The sequence below is a fragment of the Bacillus sp. CH140a_4T genome, from assembly GCF_008923725.1.
Lineage (GTDB): Bacteria > Bacillota > Bacilli > Bacillales > Bacillaceae_G > Bacillus_A.
The window spans coordinates 40,110-61,727 of the sequence record NZ_WBPF01000016.1; the positions used below are offsets into that span (position 1 = coordinate 40,110).

Sequence of the window (21,618 nt, forward strand, 5' to 3'; positions counted from 1 at the left end):
GTTACATATAGAAATGGAGCAATTCAAATGAGCAAAGTAGGGGTTTGCAAGGTAGATATTACGCCGCCTGTCGGTATTGATTTTGTTGGATACCATAGAGAGACAGGAATAAATAATATTGAAGAGCGTATTTATGGGACAGTTTTTGTATTTGAAAAAGATGAAATGAAAACTGTGTTTATAAGTATTGATAATATTGGAATGTTAGTAGAAGATACGAGTATCATTCGTGAGCGAGTAGCTAGTAGGCTTCATGTGCCATTCGAGCGAATAACAGTTGTTTATACACATACACACTCTGGTCCGGAAACTGTTGGTGAGCAACCTTTAGTAAAGTCGTATAAAACAATTTTAGTAAATAATGTAGTGCAGAGTGCTGTTACTGTTAATAACAATTTGAAGTTATGTGAAGTGGGCTGGGGTGTTACGACAGGTGATATTGGGATAAATCGAAGAGAGAGAACATCTGATGGAAGAGCAAAGATGGGAACAAATATAGAGGGCGTTGTAGATAAACGAATTGGCATGTTAGCAATAAGAAATGCTGAAACGAAGGAGCTATTTGGTATTGTAGTATTTTGTACTGCGCATCCGAATGTTTTAAAAGGTGATAGCGATGTATTATCAGCGGATTATCCTGGAATGACGAGGGAGATTCTTGAGAAGATCGTAAACTGCCCTGTTATTATTGTGCAAGGAGCTGCTGGTAATGTAAATGCGAAGTATCGCGGTTCAAGGGAAGCATTAAAGCAAATGGCTTACACACTTAGTGGACATGTATTAACGATGTTGCCAACAGTTACATACAGCCCAATTGTAAATTTAAGAACAGTTTCGAGTACGATGCAAATGAAGTTGAAAGATATTCCTGAAATGAATGAGATACGAAGCATGGCTCAATTAGCGGAGAAGCAGTGGGGTGTGAATACGGATGAATGGCTTACTATCGTTTTAGAGAAATATAAGCAAGGTATTCGGCAGTTACGTATTGATTTAGAAGTTCAACTGTTTCAAGTTAATGATGGTATGTTCTCTGGTATACCGATGGAACCTTTTTCAGAAACTGCGTTAGAAATGAAAGAGAGTCTTCAAAATGAATTAGCTTTCTTTGGTGGATATACGAATGGATATCTTGGTTATTTACCAATAAAAGAGGAGTATGCATATGGCGGATATGAAGTGGACTTAAGCCCTATTGTGTATGGAATGGTTACAAATTTGTTGATGCCACCGAAGGAGAATACGGCAGAATTAGTCGTGCAGAGAGTTAGGGAATTATATAATGCGTAAAATATAGACTCTTGCATATTTGATATGAAATTTAACAGAAGCAATAATTATTAATAAAACTGTAGAAAACGAATCCATTTTGAAAAAGACTGATCAAAGTGGATTCGTTTTTTATATGGAGTGTTCGCTTACCAAACAGGTCGTATATTTGATGATAATTTCTCTGTATTTTCTTTAGCGACGAATGTTGTTAAATCCTCTTTCAGCATTTGCATTCGTTCTGCACCTATATTTTCAATCCAGCGCAGCTCTATTTCAGCTACTATTTTCTCTTTCGCTTTCATTACGGCTAAACCACGTTCGGTTAAAATAATGATTTTACCTCTTTTATCAGTAGGATGCTTTTTGCGCGTGACATAACCACTGTTTTCAAGAGAATCGATCATTTTGCTTACAGCTTGCTTAGAAACCCCTAAATACTCAGCTAATTCTATACCTGTTGCTCCATTAGGAAGGATACGTTTGAACATAAAACCGTGTGCTGGCCTAATATCTTCAAATCCCAATTCACTTAATTTGTCATGCAGTTCAGTAATTAATGTACTGAAAGATAATGATAAAAGTGAAGTAAGGTCTAGTTCGTTAAATGTTTGATGATTCATGTATATAACCTCCGAAACTATAGTCAATTAAGTTGACTACATATGGAACCTATTGTACTATACAGGATATAGTCAATCAAATTGACTATATCCTGTATAGTACAAATAATAATTTATATAAATAGAGTTAACGGAGGTTTCATATGGTTAATATCGTAAAAATTAGAGCTAACGTATTTATTCCAATGTCTTGGACAGAACCGAAGAAGGATATGGAAACAGGAAAAATAATTCAATTCGAAGGTGATTCACGCGAATTTACACCACATGCGGTAAATACTATGCGCTCTAGAGTTGAGCAAGAGGTAGTAGTTGATTTTTATAAAGAAGAAGTGTTTTCATATGCGAACACGGGTATTACGACAGAGAAGGTTACGAATCCAGATGGTTCTGTGAATAAAAGAACAGGAAAAGCGAGTACTGAAAATATTGTGTGTACGAATATTGTATGGAATCTTGATAGTGTGCAATTTAAAATGAGTGCGAGCGCAAGTAATCCGTTAAATATATATGCACCTCCTGTAGATTATGTATTACATGTATGTGTGAAAAAGGATGGTAGTATTGATATGCAAGGAGAGCATGATGGATTCCCTTGTTTTGAATTTTATAAGCAAGTAGATTTCGGTTCATTTGAAAAAATATATACACATGATTTTAGAGAAACTGGTGATACAGCTGCAGCACTAGGTGGAGAAATGGATTATAGTTTTACAAAGAGTTTATAAGAAATAATAATGCAGTGTAGTTGAGAAGTGCAAAAGCCAATAGGATCAGTGGCTTTTGCATTTTTACTATACGTTAGTAAGGTTCAAAAAAACAAAACGCTTTACAATATACCCTTAAGGGTATATGATATTATACAAAGTTACAAAGTAATGTATAATATAGTTATAAATACGGAGGTGGGTTGCATTGGAATACAATCAAGATATGAAAAATAGATTGAAACGTATTGAAGGGCAAGTTCGTGGTGTACTTCGTATGATGGAAGAAGGAAAAGATTGCCGAGAGGTTATTACACAGTTAACGGCATCTCGTTCTGCACTTGATCGTACAATTGGACTTGTTGTGGGAACAAATTTAGAGCAATGTTTACGTGAGCAGTTTGAAAGCGGTAATGGTTCAAATGAAGAGTTAATTAAAGAAGCGGTTCAATTACTTGTAAAAAGCCGATAATCTGTCAAACATAAGTGTTGACAGATTTTCAAAAACACTTTATTATACCCCTACAGGTATATGTATATAAATTATGGAGGAATCGACTATGAGTATAAAAGTGGATATGAGTTTAGATTGTAAAGGTTTGGCTTGCCCGATGCCGATTGTGAAGACGAAGAAGGCGATGGAAGGTTTGACATCAGGGCAAGTGATTGAAGTTCAGGCAACAGATAAAGGGTCTACTGTAGATATACAAAGTTGGGCGAGTAAAGTAGGTCATCAATATATCGGGACGAAACAAGAAGGCGATCTATTGATGCATTACGTTAGAAAAGCACATGAGCATGAAGTGAATGAAGTAGTGAATTATCCTCAAACAATTACAAATGCGGAATTGCAAGAGATATTATTAAGTGGTGAAGAGTGCATTGTATTAGATGTTCGTGAAGCGGCTGAATTTGCTTTTGGTCATATTCCATCGGCTATTTCAGTTCCGTTAGGAGAACTGGGCAGTGCAGCATTAGATCAGACGAAGCAAATTTATGTTGTTTGCCGAACTGGTAACCGTAGTGATGTAGCTTGCCACATGTTGAAAGAGAAAGGGTATGCAAATGTGAAAAATGTCATTCCAGGTATGTTAGAGTGGCAAGGGAATGTGGAAAAATAAAATTTTTTAAATAAAAATATACCTATGGGGGTAATTAGATGGGCATTAAACCGTTATATGCAAAAGATGTTGCAGAGAAAGTTTTATTCGGAGAGTTGTTCATTTTAGATGTTCGTAATGAGCCGGATTATGAAGATTGGAAAATTGAAGGGAAACAAATTTCTTCTATAAATAAACCGTATTTTGATTTATTAGATGGTGTAGATCATATTGCAAGTGAATTGCCGAGGGAGAAAGAAATATTAGTCGTATGTGCAAAAGAAGGTTCTTCACTGTTTGTTGCTGAGCAATTGTTGGAGGCTGGCTTCCAGAATGTTTTTTATTTAGCTGGCGGTATGAAAGCATGGAGTGAGTATGTGAAACCGCTAAAAGTAGGAGATGTACAGGGCGGAGGAAGTATATATCAATTTAACCGCCTTGGAAAAGGCTGTTTATCTTATATGGTCGTTTCAAACGGAGAAGCAGCAGTTATTGATGCGGTAAGAACTGTTGAAGCATATGAAGAGTTTGCGAAAGAGCATGGCGTTACGATTACGAATGTAATGGATACACATTTGCATGCAGACCATATTTCTGGAGGACGTAAGTTAGCTGAAAGCGTAGGTGGCACGTATTGGTTACCGCCGAAAGATGCGGAGGAAGTTGTTTTCTCATATAAACCGCTTGTTGAAGGGTCTGTTATTACGGTGGGGGGTACCACAATTGAAATTGACGCATTATACTCACCGGGGCATACGATTGGAAGTACATCATTTATTGTAGATGATTCCTATTTATTATCAGGCGATATTTTATTTGTAGATTCAATCGGGCGTCCAGATCTTGCTGGAAAGGCTGAAGATTGGGTGAGTGATTTACGAGAAACTCTATATGACCGATATAAAGTACTATCTCAACAATTAATTGTGTTACCAGCTCATTATTCAAAAATAAGTGAAATGGATGAGCATGGTGTTGTGAGCGCAAAGCTAAAAGATTTATTTGCGTATAATACAGGGCTAAACATTGAGGATGTGGGAGAGTTTCGTAAAGTTGTAACAGAGAATTTACCACCTCAGCCGAATGCTTACGAAGAAATTCGTCAAACGAATATGGGTAAAATCCATCCGAGTGCGGATGAAGAGCGTGAAATGGAGATTGGTCCAAATCGTTGTGCAGTGCATGAATAATGAAATAAACAAATAAAAAATGGAGGAATCGACGATGAATATAAAACAAGTATTAGATGCGAAAGGTTTAGCATGTCCAATGCCGATTGTAAGAACGAAGAAAGCGATGGATACTTTGCAAACTGGAGAAGTGTTAGAAGTACATGTAACGGATAAAGGGTCAGTTAAGGATATTCCAGTGTGGGCAAATAAAGGTGGTCATGACATTGTAAAGCATGTAGAAGAAGCTGATGTGCTGAAATTCTGGATTAAGAAGGCGTAGCATGTTTATAAATGTAGAGGGGTTGGTTATATGAATACAATATTAAGTACGCTTTTCATTGTACTGGCTGCAGTGTTTGTTATTTCACGTTTTTTACCGGTAAAAGGTGTTCAAAATATAAGTGGGAAAGAATTAAAGAGTATAGCGGGGAAAAAGGGGAAACAATTTATCGATGTTCGCACAGTAGGTGAATATAGAGGAAATCATATGAAAGGATTCAAAAATATCCCGCTAAATGAGTTAGCGAGTAAGGCAAGTCAGTTAGATAAAAATCAGGAAATAATCGTTATTTGTCAGAGCGGGATGAGAAGTAAGCAAGCGGCAAAAGTACTAAAGAAATTAGGATTCCAGCACGTTATCAATGTTTCAGGTGGTATGAATGGTTTGTGAGGAGGGAATTTGAAATGAAAGAAATGACAGTAAAAGAATTAGAAGAAAAATTGTTACGTAAAGAAGCAGTAAATATCGTAGACGTACGTGAAGTAGAAGAAGTCGCCGAGGGGAAAATCTCAGAAGCGTGTAATATTCCACTAGGATTATTGGAATTTCGAATGCATGAGTTGGATAAAAAGAAAGAGTATATTATCGTTTGTCGCTCTGGCGGAAGAAGTGCACGAGCAGTTCAGTTTTTAGAGAGCTACGGTTTTCAAGCAATCAATATGGTAGGTGGTATGTTAGCGTGGGAAGGTAAAGTCATATGAAGTAAGTGATTTGAGCCTTTTTATAAACAAATGAATACCCCTATAGGTAATTGGAGGGAGAACAACATGGAACAACAGAAGAAAACAACAATTGTTTTATTTAGCGGAGATTATGATAAAGCGATGGCTGCTTATATAATTGCAAATGGTGCAGCGGCGTATGATCAAGAGGTAACTATTTTTCATACTTTTTGGGGATTAAATGCTTTAAGGAAAGATGAACATGTGAAGGTGAAGAAAACTTTCATAGAAAAAGTATTTGGAAAAATGATGCCGCGTGGTGTGGATAAGATGGGATTATCCAAAATGAATTTTGCCGGTATGGGACCAAAAATGATTAAAGGTATTATGAAAAAACAAAATGCGATGCCTTTACCAGATTTAATGGATTTGGCGAAAGAACAGGGAATTAAACTTGTAGCTTGTCAAATGACGGTAGATTTATTAGGGTTAAAAGAGGAAGAGATTATGGAAGGGGTAGAGTTTGCAGGAGTAGGAGCTTATTTAGCAGATGCTTCGGATGGGAATGTAAATTTATTCATTTAAATCACCTTCTTTTTAGAAGGCGGGGGATATAAGGTGAGTTTAGTCGTATTACTTTTTATAATTGGGTTTATAGGATCGTTTATATCAGGAATGGTTGGAATTGGCGGTGCGATTATTAATTATCCGATGATCCTATACATTCCGGTATTGCTAGGATTTACTGGCTATACGTCACATGAAGTGAGTGGTATTACAGCGGTGCAAGTATTCTTTGCAACTTTTGCAGGGGCATGGGCCTATCGGAAAAGTAATGATATGGATAAAACGCTAGTTATGTATATGGGAGCTAGTATTTTAATAGGAAGTTTCATAGGGAGTTTTGGTGCTAATGTATTAGAGGAACATACGGTCAATCTTGTTTATGCCGCATTAGCAACAATTGCTGCTATTATGATGTTCGTACCGAAACGAAATAATAGTGATGAAGTGAAATACAATAGATGGTTAGCAAGTTTGTTAGCGTTTATTGTAGGAGGAGCATCAGGCATTATAGGTGCTGGAGGTTCTTTTTTATTAGTTCCGATTATGCTAGTTATTTTAAAATTGCCGATACGTACAACAATAGCGACATCTATCGCTATTACGTTTATTTCCTCAGTAGGGATTACGACTGGAAAAGTGATAACTGGTCAAGTAGTTGTAATTCCAGCTCTTATTATTGCGGTTGCAAGTATCTTTGCTGCGCCGCTTGGAGCGCGAGTTGGGAAGAGATTAAATCAAAAAGTATTGCAATATATGTTATCAATTTTAATTGTAGGCACTGCTGTTAAGATGTGGATTGATATGATATTGAAGTAAAAAAAATGGTGTTGCTTAACGTGCAACACCATTTTTTTCTTATGCCCAAATAACTTTCATTAAGTTTTTATATTCGTCATTTGCTAATTTATATAGCATTCTCGTATGTTCAAAGACAAGTGCTGGATTAAAGTTTGGTTCTGAGAATGCAAGTGATGCTGAAATATCAATTGCATTTTGCTTGTTTAATGTGAATTTTGCAAATCGATAAGATGTGTTTAATTCATTGATAACGTGCAAAATATCATTTGTTGCTGTTGCATCCGGTACGTGAGCAACATTGAAGCAGTATATATCTACAGTAGGATGTTCGTTTTGGAAAGCAGCGATAAGTTGAATTTTTGCGCCAGCTTCTGTCTCTAATCCTACTGAAAAGTGAACAGATCCATCATTTTCATCTATATTTTCTTCCATGAATATATCGTTTGACTTTAAGTAGTCTTTAAAATCTGAGATGTTATGTTTTACTGCAGCTTTCATATGTATGAGCCCCCTGATAATTGGAATAGATTGCTACTATTTATTATAATTTAAAAATATTAAAAAAGATAGTTAGAAAGTTCTGATTTTTGATTTCGAAGAAATAAAAAGAAACAGCTCTCTACCTCCATAGAGAGCTGCTTCTTTTTTATTCATTGTCATTAGACGATGTTTCTGTGTCTTCACTGCTATTTTTATTTTTCACTTCATTGTTACTTGATTCGCGTTCACTTGAATTTTCAGACTTAGATTCTTTTGTTTTCTCTGTGCTTGTTTTCTTCGAATTAGAGTCTGTTTTTGTATATGCAGGTAATCCAAGGTGAGTACGAAGTTCGTTTGTAACAGTTGCTAATTCTTTTTTATCTGGATTGTAGTAATACGTTCGGCCGCCACCAGCAGATTTGCTACATGTATCGTCACCTTTTTCCATATAGCAGTCTTCACCTTGAATTTGTAATTTCTCAATTTCTGAATCCGATCCGTACTTGTAGAATGAAAGCATATCATCGAATGTTAAGTTAGTAACGAATTGTCCGTTAATATCATCAATGATGTTACCAACTTTTGTTACAGATCCAACGCTTGTTAGTTTCTTTAAAATTGCTTCAATAACGAGTTGTTGACGTTGTCCACGCATTGCATCACTATCGATGTGGCGCGTTCTAGCAAGAGCAAGAGCTTCTTCACTGTTTAGCTTTTGAACACCTTTCTTCAGATGAATTGCATCAGCATTATCATTGCTATCTTGTTCAGTAAATTCAACTGGTACATCGACTTCAATCCCGCCTAAATCATCGACAATTTTCATAAATGATTTGAAGTTAAACTTTACAAAGTAATCGACAGGAACATTCATTAATTTTTCAACTGCATCAATACTTGCTTGTGGTCCACCATCTTTTCCGTTTTTAGTAGAACCGTATGCATGAGCGTGTGTAATTTTATCTTTTTTCTTTTCCACTGGGATATAAGTATATGTATCTCGTGGAATACTTAATAGTTTTACAGTTTTGCTATCCTTATTAAATGTTGCAAGTAATAGGGCATCCGTTCTTATAGCTTCACCATATTCTTTCCCACGGACATCGCTTTCATCAACACCCATGACTAAGACAGAGACGTTATTTGTGATAGGTTTTACAGCTTTATCACGTAAATTAGATTTATCACCGCGCGCTAAATCGTGTGCGGCATTTCGAACAGCAGAAGATGCTTTATTTACTAAAAACCAAGTATAACCGCCACCTATTATTAAAAAGAATAGAATAACGCTTATAATAATTTTTGTTTTTTTCTTACCTTTTTTCGGTTTACTGCGTGTATTTTCTTGCAAAGATGGGTTTTGCTCCATTTCTTGTACTCCTTCATTTGAATTGAAATACGACACTCATATCCCCTTATTATAATGAAATTTGACGAAAAAAAACATTACAAATCATTTACATTTCGTAAAAATTCAATATATTTATAAAAAGTCAGATTTTTTATATTTTATTTTTCAGATGTAGAATAAGTATAAGTTGTTTTAGTAGAAATGGAAATATGTATTGTGAGAAAGTAATAGAGAAGTAAGATTTGTTGAAATATAGCCAAGAAGAAATGAGTAGGTTTACTTATTTCTTCTATATAATAAAGAAGAAATTTACGGATAGAGGAGAGGGCATAGTGAATCATACATCATTCCGAGCAATCGTTGTGAACGAAACAGAAAGTCAGCAGTTTGTAAGAAACGTTGTAGAGAGAGAAGTAAGTAGTTTACCTGAGGGAGACGTATTAATACAGGTTCATTATTCTTCATTAAATTATAAAGATGTGCTTTCAGCCACGGGTAATAAAGGTGTTACGAGAACATATCCTCATACGCCAGGGATTGATGCAGCAGGAGTGGTTGTGAGTAGTTCAGATGAAACCATTAAGGTAGGAGATCAAGTCATTGTAACGGGATATGATTTAGGTATGAATACTTCTGGTGGTTTCGGAGAGTATATTCGCGTGCCAGCATCTTGGATCATCCCTTTACCAGAGGGAATGTCATTAAAGGAAAGTATGATGTACGGAACAGCAGGTTTTACAGCTGCTTTATCAGTATATAAGCTTATTGGAGCAGGCATAACGCCTAGTATGGGAGATGTTTTAGTAACGGGTGCAACAGGCGGCGTAGGGAGTGTAGCTGTTAGTATTTTAAGTAAATTAGGATTTAACGTAGTAGGAGCGACAGGAAAAATGGAAGAGGAAGAGATGCTACTACGTCTAGGAGCGAAAAAAGTGATTCATCGTGCGGAATTGAATGATGAATCAGGAAGGCCGATGTTAAAAGGGATATACGCCGGGGTTATCGATACTGTAGGTGGAAGGATGTTAGAAACAGCTTTAAAAACGGTAAAGTATGGTGGTTGTGTAACGACGTGCGGTAATGTGGCAGGGCAGGAACTACAAACGACGGTATATCCGTTTATTTTGCGAGGTATAAGCCTTTTAGGAATAGATTCTGTGCAATGCCCAGTGGATGTGAGAAGAGATGTATGGACGCTTTTAGCAAGTGAATGGGAAAATAAAGAGCTACGATCTTATACAGAAGAATGTACATTAGAAGAGTTAGATGAAAAGTTTACACTTATATTGCAAGGAAGGTTAAAAGGAAGAACAGTTATAAATATGAAATGAAAAAAGAGACGCTTACATTAGCGTCTCTTTCCTATTATAATGATTGTTTTAAATTGATTTTACCTTGTTCACCTAAAACACCATCAGCAATATTTACAGCGTGATCACCAATACGCTCTAAGTTACTTACCATATCAACGTAGATGATACTTGCATCACCTGAACAGCTACGTTCGTTCAGACGTAATACATGACGTTTACGAAGAACACGTTCCATTTGGTCAATTTTACGTTCTTTTGCAATAACCGTTTGAGCTAGTTCAGTGTCAAAGTTTGTTAAAGCGTTGATTGCATCTTGTAATGTTGAAATTGTTAACTCAAGCATTTCATTTAATTCAGCTAGCGCTTCGTCTGATAGGGAAACACGGTTTGAAATTTGGAAGTCTACAAGTTCTACAAGGTTTTCTACATGATCACCGACACGTTCAATATCTCCAACAACACCTGCTAAAACAGAATGCTTCTCAGAGTCTGTTGGTGAAAGTGGTTTTTCTGATAGTAAAACTAAATACTCGGTAATTTTTTTATCTAAATTGTTAATAGCTCCTTCTAATTGAGTAGCCATATCAGCGTGTTTTTTGTCTTGTGTATTTAAAAATTTGTTTGCTTCTTTTAATCCATGTAATGAAAACTCAGCCATACGGATGATTTCTTTTTGAGCTTCTGTTAAAGCGATAGCTGGCGATTGCTCAATAAAGATTGGATTTAAATGTTGCGGTTTGAAATCAATAGCAGAATCTTCGCCGCGAATAAGTTTTGTTACAATCCATGCTAATACAGCGATGAACGGGAATTGAATAACTGCATTTGTTATGTTAAATGTTCCGTGTGCAAATGCAATTGTCATTTCTGGATTTAAATTTAATGACGTTTGGAAATATTGAATTAAGCTTGTAAATGGTACTAATAAAATCGTAAATATGATTGTACCGACGATATTAAAGATAACGTGAACTAATGCTGCACGTCTTGCTGCAATTGAAGTACCGATTGCTGCTAATACAGCTGTAATTGTTGTACCGATATTATCACCGAATAATACAGGAAGGGCAGCTTGTAAATCGATTGCACCTTGACCGAATAGTTCTTGCAAAATACCGATTGTGGCACTTGAACTTTGTACAATTAAAGTGAAGACTGTACCAACAACAACTCCTAAAATTGGGTTATCACTCATGCTAACCGTTAACTCTTGGAATGACTCTAAAGAGCGAAGAGGTTTCATACCTGCACTCATTAATTCTAAACCGAAGAATAACATACCAAAACCGAATATAACTTGACCTAGAGAATGTACTTTTTTATTTTTAAAGAAGAATAGTAAGATAGCTCCAACTGCCATAATTGGGAGAGCGTATTCTCCGATTTTAATTCCGATAATAAAGGCAGTAACTGTCGTTCCGATGTTCGCACCCATAATAACACCAATTGCTTGTCTTAATGTCATAAATCCGGCACTTACAAGTCCGACTGTTAAAGCGGTTGTTCCTGAACTTGATTGGATTAATACAGTAACTAACATACCTGCTAGTACACCCATAAGTGGGTTTGTTGTAAAGCGATCTAAAATATCGCGAAGACGATCTCCAGCTGCTTGTTGCAGTCCATCGCCCATGTATTTAATACCGAATAAGAAAATACCTAATCCACCAATGAACTGGAAGATCATATCTTGAATATTGTATTCCACGCATTCCACTCCTTAAATTTCATGTACGATGTAATTATTAACTAAACCTTGAGGCACTGTAAACGGTTTATCAGTAAAATTTACACTAAATTTACAAAGGGATAAAAAGTTTACAAATCTTTAAAGAAACAGCTGGATTTAATTGGTTTTATCCTTATATAAACGGTGTTTTTGTAAAGAAATCACACTTTTTAGAATAGTGTTTTTCAATTAAATATCAAGGAAAGCGTCTGCGAGTTCATCGTATATTTTTTGATGAAAGTTAAAAAAATATGTAGGAAAATGCATGTAGTTTTATAACAGCAAAAATACGATAAAAAAAGCCACTGAAATTATCCAGCAGCTTTTTCTCTGTTTTTATCTCCATGCTTTTGCTTTCTTATACTTGTAATGTAAATGAATAGGAAAGCAATAAGTAATAGAGAGGAATAACGATATACAGTTGCGTAGTTTGTAAAATGTGCAATGAATCCAAATATAATTGCGCCAGCGCCAATGCCGAGGTCAAATGCTGAGAAGAATGTAGCTGTTGCGACTCCTCGTCGGTGCGGTGCTACTCGGTCGATCATCCATGCTTGTAGTGCAGGTTGAATCGCTCCAAAACCACTTCCGTAGCATGCTGCTGCAATAATTAAACTCGGAATGGTAGTTGTATACGACAATAAAATAATACCTGTAAACGTAATGATAACCCCTGGAATAATAACGAATGCATGACCTTTCGCATCGTATAACTTTCCAGAAAACGGACGAGTGACAGCGATTGCAAGTGCATTAAATAAGAAGAAGAGGCTTATATCAGCAATTCCGACTTCCGTAGCAAATAATGTAATAAAGCTCCCGATTCCGCCGTACATTAATGTAATACATAATATTAATAATGAAGGAAGTAAAGCTTTGCGCTCAATAAATCCATCGAGAAAAGTACCAGATGTTTGCTGTGGTGGTTGCGGCGATTTTTTGATTTGAAGTAGTTTCGTTAATATTAATGAAACAATTGTACATGAAAGTGCACATAAAAAAAGAATCGTGAAGTTATATGTTTGCATAAGCCAAAGTCCGATAAGTGGACCGAGCGCCATTGCAATTGTTCCAGAAAGACCGAAATATCCCATGCCTTCGCCGCGTCGAGCTTGCGGAATTAAATCTGAAACGACAGTTCCATATGTAGTCGTTGTAATACCAAAGCCAGCTCCGTGTAAAATTCGAACGGCAAGTAATAGGAAAACGGTTGAAGCGAAAAGATAACTACCCATAGCGAGTAAACAAATAGCAGTACCGATCATTAAAATGATTTTTTTATTGAATTTTTGCAAGGCGTTTCCAGTTAGTGGTCGAACAAAAAGTGCCGCCACGGTAAACATGCCTACAACAAATCCGATATTAGAACTTGTGCCACCAATTTCTTTCACATAAACAGGTAAAGTAGGAATTAACATTTGAAACCCTAAAAACATACATAAGTTTGCAAAAATTAAAGCGACAAACTCTTTCGTCCATAACGATTCTCGTTTTACGAGTATTGCTTCTCCCATATATTCATCCCCTATATAAAATTTCTCTTTTCTTTCGAGTATATGTATTGGTCAATGTAACAGTCAAGGAAGGTGCCTTGAAAACGTATAACAATTTTCGAGGTGGAAAAACTGACAAATTTGTGTAAAAGCTACACAACTATGAAAAAAAGTTGTAAAGTATAGATGTATAGACTTGTAGTTGTTGTGAATGATAGAAATTGTTTTTTCTTTAAAGAAAGCGGATTCAAAAAGTGGTGAATGAGAAGGGGATATATACTTTTTCACTACATATATTTGAAAAGGTTTACAAAACAATGAAGAAAGAGGCGTGTACATATGAGACGATTAGGTATTTCTATTTATCCAGAACATTCAACAGTAGAGAAAGATAAAGAATATTTAACAGTAGCAAGTAAATACGGATTTACACGTGTATTCACATGCTTATTGTCTGTAGATGGAGAGAAAGAGAAAATTATAGAAGAGTTTAAAGAAACGATCTCTCATGCAAATGCATTAGGGTTCCAAGTATTAGTTGATATTAGTCCAGCTGTCTTTACACAATTAGGTATTTCATATAATGATTTATCGTTCTTCCATGAATTAGGTGCGTACGGTATTCGTTTAGATGTTGGATTCTCTGGTTTAGAAGAATCGATTATGACTTACAATCCATATGGCTTAAAAATTGAAATTAATATGAGTAACGGCACGAAATATGTTGATAATATCATGAGCCATAGACCAAATCGTGAAAATTTAATTGGTTGCCATAATTTTTATCCGCATCGTTATTCAGGATTATCATACAATCATTTCATTAAATGCTCGAAACAATTTAAAGATTACGGTATGAGAACGGCTGCTTTTATTTCATCATTTGATGCAACATACGGACCTTGGCCAGTAACAGAAGGATTATGTACGTTAGAGCAGCATCGTGAATTACCGATGACAACACAGGCGAAGCATTTGTTTGCGACAGAATTAATTGATGATGTTATTATTGCGAATGCATATGCATCAGAAAAAGAATTAGAGGCATTAGGTGCATTAAATAAAGAAAAACAAACTTTTGATATAGAGTTATATGATACAACAACAGAATTAGAAAAAATTATCGTATTAGAGGAACCGCATTTTTATCGCGGAGATGTATCTGAATACATGATTCGCTCGACACAAAGTCGTGTGAAGTATAAGAAAGAAGAGTTCAAACCACATAATACACGCGAAATTAAACGCGGTGATCTTTTAATTGATAATGAACAGTATGGTCAATATAAAGGTGAATTACAAATTGCTTTAAAAGATATGGTGAACACAGGAAAAACAAATGTAGTTGGCCGAATTGTGGAAGAAGAAATTTTCTTATTAGATTATTTACAAGCATGGGATAAATTCGGGTTTACATTAAAGAAATAGATTAAATAAAAAAGGAAAAAACTACTGACCTCAGCAGCTTTTTCCTTTTTACCCCGCATTAACGGGCAGTAAGACCCCCACCTCAACATTTAGCGAAAACAAAGAAGTTAGGTGGAGGATCAACTGCCCGTAAAAGCCCGATTGGTTCAACTAATAATCAGTGGGGGATGAACAAAACCCCCACTGATTAAAGTTTCACTTTATATAACTGCGAGAGGAAGAGCTATGACAAAAGTGCATCAGCGATTAATTTCTATTTTAGAGGAGTTTTTAGAAGAGAAATCGATGTTAAATCGAGCTTTTTTAGCGAGCCGTTTACATGTATCAACGAAGACGATTCAAAAAGATATAAAATTATTAAATGATATATTGGAAGAAAACGGAGCAAAAATAGAATCGCAAAGAGGGACTGGATACGAACTAGAAGTTATACAAATGAAGAAGTTTGAAGAGTTTTGCGTGGGTCTATTTCAAAAACAGACGGAAAAGATCCCAACTTCTTATGAAGAAAGGATAGCGTACATTCTGCAACGTATTTTAACGACAGAGGGGTATGTGAAGCTTTCACAGTTAGCAGAGGAGATTTATGTAAGTAAATCGACTGTAAATTTAATTATGAAAGATGTTACAGATATATGTGGTCGTTATCAATTACAAATTGAAAAGAGACCGTATTATGGTATACGTATTGTGGGAGAGGAGTTTCATATTCGTTCTTGTTTATCACAATATGGTTTACCGCGTTATGACCATACTCCGTTTCATGAACAATTTGAGCAGAGTGATACATATGTATCGTTACCTCATATACCGCTTATCCGTTCGGTTATATTAAAGTATATCGAGGGAGGAACGATATATTTATCAGATATAGAGATTGATAATTTAGTCATTCATATTGCGATCGCGTTAAAGCGTTGTGAAGATCAACATTATATGAAAGGGCTAAATAAGGAGCAAGCTGAACTTATCATAAAGAAAGAATATACAATTGCGAAAGAGATTGTAGGGGATTTAGAGAAAGCGTTGCATCTTTCATTTCCCGAAGAAGAAGTTTTATATGTGACGATGCATTTATTAAGTACTGCCGTTACAGCGAAAGATCGTTATGAAAATGTGGAAGAGTTATTAGGGAAAGATCTATATGCATTTATGCAACATATTCTTTTTAAAGTAGCGGAAGAACGGAATCTTATTTTTTATTATGATGAAGAATTATTATTTGGATTTGGTGTTCATTTAAAAACGTTATTAAACCGTTTGAAGTATAAGTTAAATACGAGAAACCCTCTTTTGGCAGAAGTGAAAAAGAATTATCCGTATGCTTTTGAAATTGCGGTTCTCGTTGGAGATATAATTGGTGAATATACAGGAGAATCGATTCCGGAAAGTGAAATTGGTTATATTGCGATTCACTTTGGCGGAGCGATGAGTCGTTTGCAGGAGCAGAATCAAAAGAAAAGATGTTTATTAGTGTGTGCGACTGGTCAAGGAAGCGCCCAGCTATTGAAATATAAAATTTTATCACAGTTCCGAGATAAATTAGAGATTGTAGGGATTACAGGCTATTATCAATTGAAAGTAGAAGATCTTTATAAAGAAAAGATAGATTGTATTATTAGTACGATTCATATACCAAGTGGTTTGCCTGTGCCTGTTATAAAAGTAAACTCAATATTTGATGATAAAGAGATTAAGTCAATCGGTCAGCAGTTGTTTACGCATGTGAATACTAGTGTGCAGCAGTATATAAAGGAAGATTTAATCTTTTTAAATCATAGTGCTTCTACGAAAGAAGAGGTTATCCAATTTTTATGTGAGAAAGCCGTTGAGAAAAACTATGTACCAGAAAACTTTTATGATTCTGTTATGGAAAGAGAGAATACATCTCCTACAGCGGTTGGAAATTTAGTTGCGATTCCACATCCGATGCAGTTATTAAGTGAGAAAACATTTTTAATGTTTTGTACACTCGATAAAGCGGTTGACTGGGGAGATAAGAAGGTACAAGTTATTATTTTATTTAGTGTAAAGCGCAATAATAATGAAGATTTACAAAAGCTTTATGATTTTTTATATGATATTATGTCTAGTCAAAGTGCGATAGAGAAATTAACGCATGCTGAAGTAATTGAAGATTTCCAAGAGGTATTACTGTCTATATAAAAAAGTATGTAAAAACTTCCGTTATACAACGGAAGTTTTTTATGTTTAATTGTATGCGTTTTCATAATAAGATAACAATATAGAAAAAAGATAGGTTGGGGGAATTTAAAATGACTGATATGCAAACTCCATTTGCGTTAATTTTACATGGTGGCAACGCGAGAAGCGCGGCGCTGGAAGCAATCGCTTTTGCAAGACAAGGAGATTTTGAGAATGCGAGTGAAAAGATGAAACTTGCTAGTGAAGAGATTTCAGCAGCTCATCGCATTCAAACAGACTTAATTCAAGAAGAAGCAAGAGGAAATCATGCAGAAATCAGTTTACTGTTAGTGCATGCGCAAGATCATTTAATGAATGCAATTACAGTGAAAGAACTTGCTGAAGAATTTATCACTCTTCATAAACGAGTAGAAGAGAAAGTGACAGTATAAGATGTACATTTTATTATGTTGTGCAGCAGGCATGTCAACGAGTATGGTTGTCAGAAAAATGCAAGAAGAGGCAATGAAACAAGGGAAAGATTATAAAATTAAAGCAGTTGATTCAGAACTTGTGAAACTGGAAATAAAAAATGCTGATGTTGTTTTAATCGGACCACAAGTGAAGTATTTGTTTCCAGCGGTACAGTTTCTTGCGAAGTCATACGATATACCAGTCGCAATAATAGAACAGCGAGACTATGGCATGTGTGATGGTTTAAAAGTACTGAAACAAGCAGAACAATTAGTTTTAACATAATTATATTTTTTTAAATATAAACATTATAATGTTATAACTTTATTTCATTCTTTCGTAGTAAAGAGAAAGAGGAGGGGTATTGATGAATGGTTTTATGAGTTTTATGGAACAAAAGATTATGCCAACAACGCAAAAGATTGCAGGACAACGACATTTATTAGCAATTCGAAACGGAGTTATTTCTACATTGCCGTTAACGATTGTCGGATCATTTTTCGTTATCTTTTTAAATTTACCAATTGATGCATATATGGAGTGGATTGCACCGTTTCGCCATATTTTAGATATTCCATTCCGATTTACAGTAGGTTTAATGGCGTTATACGCAGCATTTGGAGTAGGAGCTTCACTCGCGAACTTTTATCAGCTCAATCAGTTAAGTGCAGGGTTATTATCTGTACTCGCCTTTTTACTAGCATCGGTTGAACCAATTCAAATTACGAAAGCTGTACCAGGTGTTATTGATGCAGGTAGATATATTTCAGTAGGAACATTAAGTGCAACATCTTTATTCGGAGCAATTGTTACAGCATTAATTGCAGTAGAAATTTATCACTTTATGATTAAGCATAATATCTCGATTAAATTACCAGATAGTGTACCACCAGCAGTTTCAAATTCGTTTGCAGCATTAATTCCAACTTTAGTCGTTATTCTTTTATTCTGGGGTATTCGTTACGGTTTAAAATTTGATGTAAATACAACAATCACATATTTAATCGCACCACTAAAATCAGTATTAGTAGGAAATAATTTATTCGGCGGTTTATTAACAGTATTCTTAATCGTGTTCTTCTGGTCATTCGGTATACATGGCCCTGCGATTTTAGGACCAATCATTCGTCCGATGTGGGATTCAGCAATTCTTGAAAATATGGAAGTATTCACAGCTACAGGAAATGCACATCAATTACCAAACTTATTTACAGAGCAATTTATTCAATGGTTCGTATGGATTGGCGGATCAGGATCAACGTTAGCTTTAGTTATTATGTTTATGTTCTCTAAATCTAAATTCCTAAAAGAGTTAGGTAGATTATCATTCGTGCCAGGTTTATTCAATATTAACGAACCGATTATTTTCGGGGCACCAATTGTAATGAACCCAATCTTAATTATTCCATTCGTTATAACACCGTTAGTGACAACGACAGTATCATATTTCGCAGTTGTTTCAGGCATGATTCCGCTCATGATGGCGAAATTGCCATTTACGATGTTAGCACCAATTGCAGCGGTTATTAGTACGGACTGGACAATTATGGCTGGTGTACTTGTACTGGTTAACTTTGTTATCTCATTCGTTATTTACTATCCGTTCTTCAAAATGTACGAGAAACAACAAGTAGCAGGAGAGGAGAAAACAGAATGCTCGGAGCAATTATCATCTTAATTACATTCGTAGCGGGGCAGTGTATTGCACATTATTCAAAATGGGTACAAAGTAAATCGTTATTAGTTTTACTACTCGTATCAATTTTATTTATCGGTAGTTCAATGGGTGCATATGTAATGCTAAGCTTACAATCACCGTACGTAATTATTGTACCAACGATTTTATGTGCAACATGTTTATCGGCAAAATATAGATTTACGAGCATGGCATTAATACAACGTGTAAAGGAGATGCAAAAGCATGGAGCGTAAATTAGGAATTTCACTTTATCCAGAGCATTCAACGAAAGAAAAAGATATGGCATACATTTCGGCAGCGGCACGTCACGGTTTTTCAAGAATATTCACATGTTTATTATCTGTGAATCGTCCGAAAGAAGAAATTGTAGCTGAATTTAAAGAAATTATTAATCATGCAAAAGATAACAATATGGAAGTTATTTTAGATGTAGCTCCGGCAGTATTTGATCAACTTGGTATTAGCTATAGCGATCTATCATTCTTTGCAGAGTTAGGTGCAGATGGTATCCGTTTAGATTTAGGTTTTGACGGTTTAACAGAAGCGAAAATGACGAATAATCCGTATGGCTTAAAAATTGAACTGAACGTAAGTAACGATATTGCATACTTAGAAAATATCCTTTCGCATCAGGCGAATAAACCAGCTTTAATTGGTTGTCATAACTTCTATCCGCAAAAATTCACGGGTCTTCCGTACGATTATTTCATTCGCTGTAGTGAACGCTTTAAAAAACACGGTATTCGCACGGCAGCATTTATTACGTCACATGCAGCTAACATCGGTCCATGGGATATTAATGACGGATTATGTACGCTAGAAGAGCATCGTAACTTACCAATTGAAGTACAAGCGAAACACTTATGGGCAACAGGGCTTATCGATGATGTTATTATCGGAAATGCTTATGCGAGTGAAGAAGAGTTAGAGAAACTAGGAAACTTAAATCGTTACATGTTACAGCTAAAGGTAAACTTTGTAGACGAAGCGACTGAAGTAGAGAAGAAAGCGACGCTGCAAGAATTACACGTAAGACGCGGCGACATAACAGAATATATGGTGCGCTCTACAGAAGTACGTAAAAAGTATAAAGACTATGACTTCCCAGTGCGCGAAAGTGTATTACAGGAAAGAGGGCAAGTTGTAATTGGGAACAACTCATTTGGTAAGTATAAAGGTGAACTACAAATCATTTTGAAAGAAATGCCGATAGATGAACGGAAAAATATTGTCGGTACAATTGCAGAAGAAGAGTTATTCTTACTAGATTATGTAGGAGCTTGGACACAGTTTACTTGTGTAGAATAGGGAAAGAGAGGATGCTATGGCATCCTCTTTTTTCTGTTTAAATAGTAATCTATCTTATATAGAATGCAAAGAGGTAGATTTAATTTGGACGGGAGAGAAGGAGATGGAAGAGTATATAGATGATTTATTAAGGCGGATGGATGATGAAGAAGCAGGTATTCGACAATGTGCGTATGAAGAAGCAAGGCAGTTAAATGATTTATCACTTTTTTCTTGTTTCCAAGAGAAAGTAACGGAAGCACGAAAAGTATATATAAAAACAAACCTTTATTTTTTAATTACACAACTTGCAATAAATACTAAAGAGATGTACATTGCAGATTATTTGATAGATCGGTTAGAAAGTGAAGGAAGCAGGATAGTGTTAAATAGCATGCTCATAGATTTAAGTAAATTATCTGAAGCAAGCAATGCCCATAAAATTATTCCTTACATATATCATAAAAATAGTGGAGTCCGTTATTCTGCTGTTATCGCTTTAAAGTTGTGTAAATCGTTGGAAGCAGAAGATGCTTTATTGAAATTACTTACAGTGGAAGAGAATCGAGAAGATATTGTAAATATCTGTGCCACTTTATATGATATTGGAACAAAGCGATCAATTCTATCTTTAACGAAACTTTTACACTGCGATAGTGCGTATATTCGTTCAGCAGCTATTGAGACTTTAGCGGAAATTGGAAGAACAGACTTACAAATAGTTTATATTGAGGCTTTACAGGATACAAATGTAATGGTGAAATATGAAGCTGTGCGAGCTATTTATGCATATGGAGACGAAATGGCGAGTAAGCCAATTTGCGAACGTGTGAATAAAATTGTTTCCAGAAGACGTAAAAATGAAGTAGAGCCTACCGATGAATCAGAGATTATTATTGCTCTGCATTTCTTACATAAGTTTGCTGATTATGAAGAAGTTTTAAAGACGTTTGATAAAGTATATAAAAAATGAGGGAATTTATTTATGTCAGAGTGAAAGTGGCTTCGGGATCATATTAGTTACTTTCAAGAGAAAGATAG

The 21,618-nt window shown here is 35.5% G+C and carries 23 protein-coding genes and 1 pseudogene; 19 read left to right on the forward strand and 5 right to left on the reverse strand.

Translation table 11 applies throughout. From position 1 onward, the window contains the following. The first annotated feature begins 27 nt into the window (after positions 1-27). The gene (locus F8162_RS15625) at positions 28-1,290 is read left to right on the forward strand and encodes a neutral/alkaline non-lysosomal ceramidase N-terminal domain-containing protein (protein ID WP_151631589.1); all 1,263 of its coding nucleotides are present in this window, start codon (positions 28-30) and stop codon (positions 1,288-1,290) included. A 128-nt stretch (positions 1,291-1,418) separates the two neighbouring features. Here F8162_RS15625 and F8162_RS15630 read toward each other — a convergent pair whose 3' ends face one another. After that, positions 1,419-1,892, reverse strand: coding sequence for a MarR family winged helix-turn-helix transcriptional regulator (locus F8162_RS15630; protein WP_151631588.1), 474 nt, complete (start codon positions 1,890-1,892; stop codon positions 1,419-1,421). 143 nt (positions 1,893-2,035) lie between these two features. Between F8162_RS15630 and F8162_RS15635 the strand changes: the two genes are divergently transcribed. The 9 genes from F8162_RS15635 (at position 2,036) to F8162_RS15675 (ending at position 7,196) form a co-directional block, all read left to right on the forward strand. Continuing rightward, entirely contained in the window at positions 2,036-2,620 is a 585-nt protein-coding gene (locus F8162_RS15635; RefSeq protein WP_151631587.1) for a DUF3238 domain-containing protein, read from the forward strand. A 187-nt stretch (positions 2,621-2,807) separates the two neighbouring features. Further along, complete coding sequence (locus tag F8162_RS15640) at positions 2,808-3,071, forward strand: metal-sensitive transcriptional regulator (RefSeq protein ID WP_000456206.1); 264 nt, start codon at positions 2,808-2,810, stop codon at positions 3,069-3,071. An 88-nt stretch (positions 3,072-3,159) separates the two neighbouring features. Then, positions 3,160-3,720 (forward strand): sulfurtransferase TusA family protein, encoded by a 561-nt coding sequence (locus F8162_RS15645; RefSeq protein ID WP_151631586.1) that lies wholly within the window; start codon positions 3,160-3,162, stop codon positions 3,718-3,720. A 38-nt stretch (positions 3,721-3,758) separates the two neighbouring features. Continuing rightward, on the forward strand, positions 3,759-4,889 hold the full coding sequence (locus F8162_RS15650) for an MBL fold metallo-hydrolase (protein ID WP_151631585.1): 1,131 nt from the start codon (positions 3,759-3,761) through the stop codon (positions 4,887-4,889). 34 nt (positions 4,890-4,923) lie between these two features. After that, a complete protein-coding gene (locus F8162_RS15655) occupies positions 4,924-5,151 on the forward strand; it encodes a sulfurtransferase TusA family protein (protein WP_151631584.1) in 228 nt (75 codons plus the stop codon). 30 nt (positions 5,152-5,181) lie between these two features. Continuing rightward, the gene (locus F8162_RS15660) at positions 5,182-5,541 is read left to right on the forward strand and encodes a rhodanese-like domain-containing protein (RefSeq protein ID WP_151631583.1); all 360 of its coding nucleotides are present in this window, start codon (positions 5,182-5,184) and stop codon (positions 5,539-5,541) included. A gap of 14 nt (positions 5,542-5,555) precedes the next feature. Then, positions 5,556-5,852 (forward strand): rhodanese-like domain-containing protein, encoded by a 297-nt coding sequence (locus F8162_RS15665; protein ID WP_151631582.1) that lies wholly within the window; start codon positions 5,556-5,558, stop codon positions 5,850-5,852. 66 nt (positions 5,853-5,918) lie between these two features. Further along, positions 5,919-6,398 (forward strand): DsrE/DsrF/DrsH-like family protein, encoded by a 480-nt coding sequence (locus F8162_RS15670; RefSeq protein ID WP_151631581.1) that lies wholly within the window; start codon positions 5,919-5,921, stop codon positions 6,396-6,398. Positions 6,399-6,431: 33 nt separating this feature from the next. Then, complete coding sequence (locus F8162_RS15675; protein ID WP_151631580.1) at positions 6,432-7,196, forward strand: sulfite exporter TauE/SafE family protein; 765 nt, start codon at positions 6,432-6,434, stop codon at positions 7,194-7,196. 39 nt (positions 7,197-7,235) lie between these two features. Here the strand turns inward: F8162_RS15675 and F8162_RS15680 are convergent, their stop codons facing one another. Further along, the gene (locus F8162_RS15680; RefSeq protein WP_076535726.1) at positions 7,236-7,676 is read right to left on the reverse strand and encodes a hypothetical protein; all 441 of its coding nucleotides are present in this window, start codon (positions 7,674-7,676) and stop codon (positions 7,236-7,238) included. 148 nt (positions 7,677-7,824) lie between these two features. Next, a complete protein-coding gene (locus F8162_RS15685) occupies positions 7,825-9,027 on the reverse strand; it encodes an LCP family protein (RefSeq protein WP_151631579.1) in 1,203 nt (400 codons plus the stop codon). 314 nt (positions 9,028-9,341) lie between these two features. Here F8162_RS15685 and F8162_RS15690 point away from each other — a divergent pair, with 314 nt between their 5' ends. Further along, positions 9,342-10,340, forward strand: a complete 999-nt coding sequence (locus F8162_RS15690; RefSeq protein WP_151631578.1) for a YhdH/YhfP family quinone oxidoreductase — start codon at positions 9,342-9,344, stop codon at positions 10,338-10,340. Positions 10,341-10,374: 34 nt separating this feature from the next. Here F8162_RS15690 and F8162_RS15695 read toward each other — a convergent pair whose 3' ends face one another. Together F8162_RS15695 and F8162_RS15700 are read right to left on the reverse strand one after the other, a co-directional pair. After that, on the reverse strand, positions 10,375-12,030 hold the full coding sequence (locus F8162_RS15695; RefSeq protein ID WP_151631577.1) for a Na/Pi cotransporter family protein: 1,656 nt from the start codon (positions 12,028-12,030) through the stop codon (positions 10,375-10,377). 332 nt (positions 12,031-12,362) lie between these two features. After that, positions 12,363-13,565 (reverse strand): MFS transporter, encoded by a 1,203-nt coding sequence (locus tag F8162_RS15700; protein WP_048562484.1) that lies wholly within the window; start codon positions 13,563-13,565, stop codon positions 12,363-12,365. A 318-nt stretch (positions 13,566-13,883) separates the two neighbouring features. Between F8162_RS15700 and F8162_RS15710 the strand changes: the two genes are divergently transcribed. The 8 genes and pseudogenes from F8162_RS15710 (at position 13,884) to F8162_RS15745 (ending at position 21,574) form a co-directional block, all read left to right on the forward strand. After that, entirely contained in the window at positions 13,884-14,972 is a 1,089-nt protein-coding gene (locus F8162_RS15710) for a DUF871 domain-containing protein (RefSeq protein WP_151631576.1), read from the forward strand. Between the two features lie 225 nt (positions 14,973-15,197). After that, positions 15,198-17,138 (forward strand): BglG family transcription antiterminator, encoded by a 1,941-nt coding sequence (locus F8162_RS15715; RefSeq protein ID WP_151631575.1) that lies wholly within the window; start codon positions 15,198-15,200, stop codon positions 17,136-17,138. Positions 17,139-17,248: 110 nt separating this feature from the next. After that, positions 17,249-17,569, forward strand: a complete 321-nt coding sequence (locus tag F8162_RS15720; protein ID WP_097857971.1) for a PTS lactose/cellobiose transporter subunit IIA — start codon at positions 17,249-17,251, stop codon at positions 17,567-17,569. Position 17,570: 1 nt separating this feature from the next. Continuing rightward, positions 17,571-17,876 (forward strand): PTS sugar transporter subunit IIB, encoded by a 306-nt coding sequence (locus F8162_RS15725; protein WP_151631574.1) that lies wholly within the window; start codon positions 17,571-17,573, stop codon positions 17,874-17,876. Between the two features lie 82 nt (positions 17,877-17,958). Further along, on the forward strand, positions 17,959-19,269 hold the full coding sequence (locus tag F8162_RS15730; RefSeq protein WP_151631573.1) for a PTS sugar transporter subunit IIC: 1,311 nt from the start codon (positions 17,959-17,961) through the stop codon (positions 19,267-19,269). After that, the gene (locus F8162_RS15735) at positions 19,245-19,523 is read left to right on the forward strand and encodes a hypothetical protein (protein WP_151631572.1); all 279 of its coding nucleotides are present in this window, start codon (positions 19,245-19,247) and stop codon (positions 19,521-19,523) included. The genes F8162_RS15730 and F8162_RS15735 overlap by 25 nt, the downstream gene beginning before the upstream one ends. Next, entirely contained in the window at positions 19,513-20,598 is a 1,086-nt protein-coding gene (locus F8162_RS15740; RefSeq protein WP_151631571.1) for a DUF871 domain-containing protein, read from the forward strand. The genes F8162_RS15735 and F8162_RS15740 overlap by 11 nt, the downstream gene beginning before the upstream one ends. Positions 20,599-20,701: 103 nt before the next feature. Beyond that, positions 20,702-21,574 (forward strand): annotated as a pseudogene (locus F8162_RS15745) (HEAT repeat domain-containing protein). Positions 21,575-21,618: the final 44 nt, after the last annotated feature.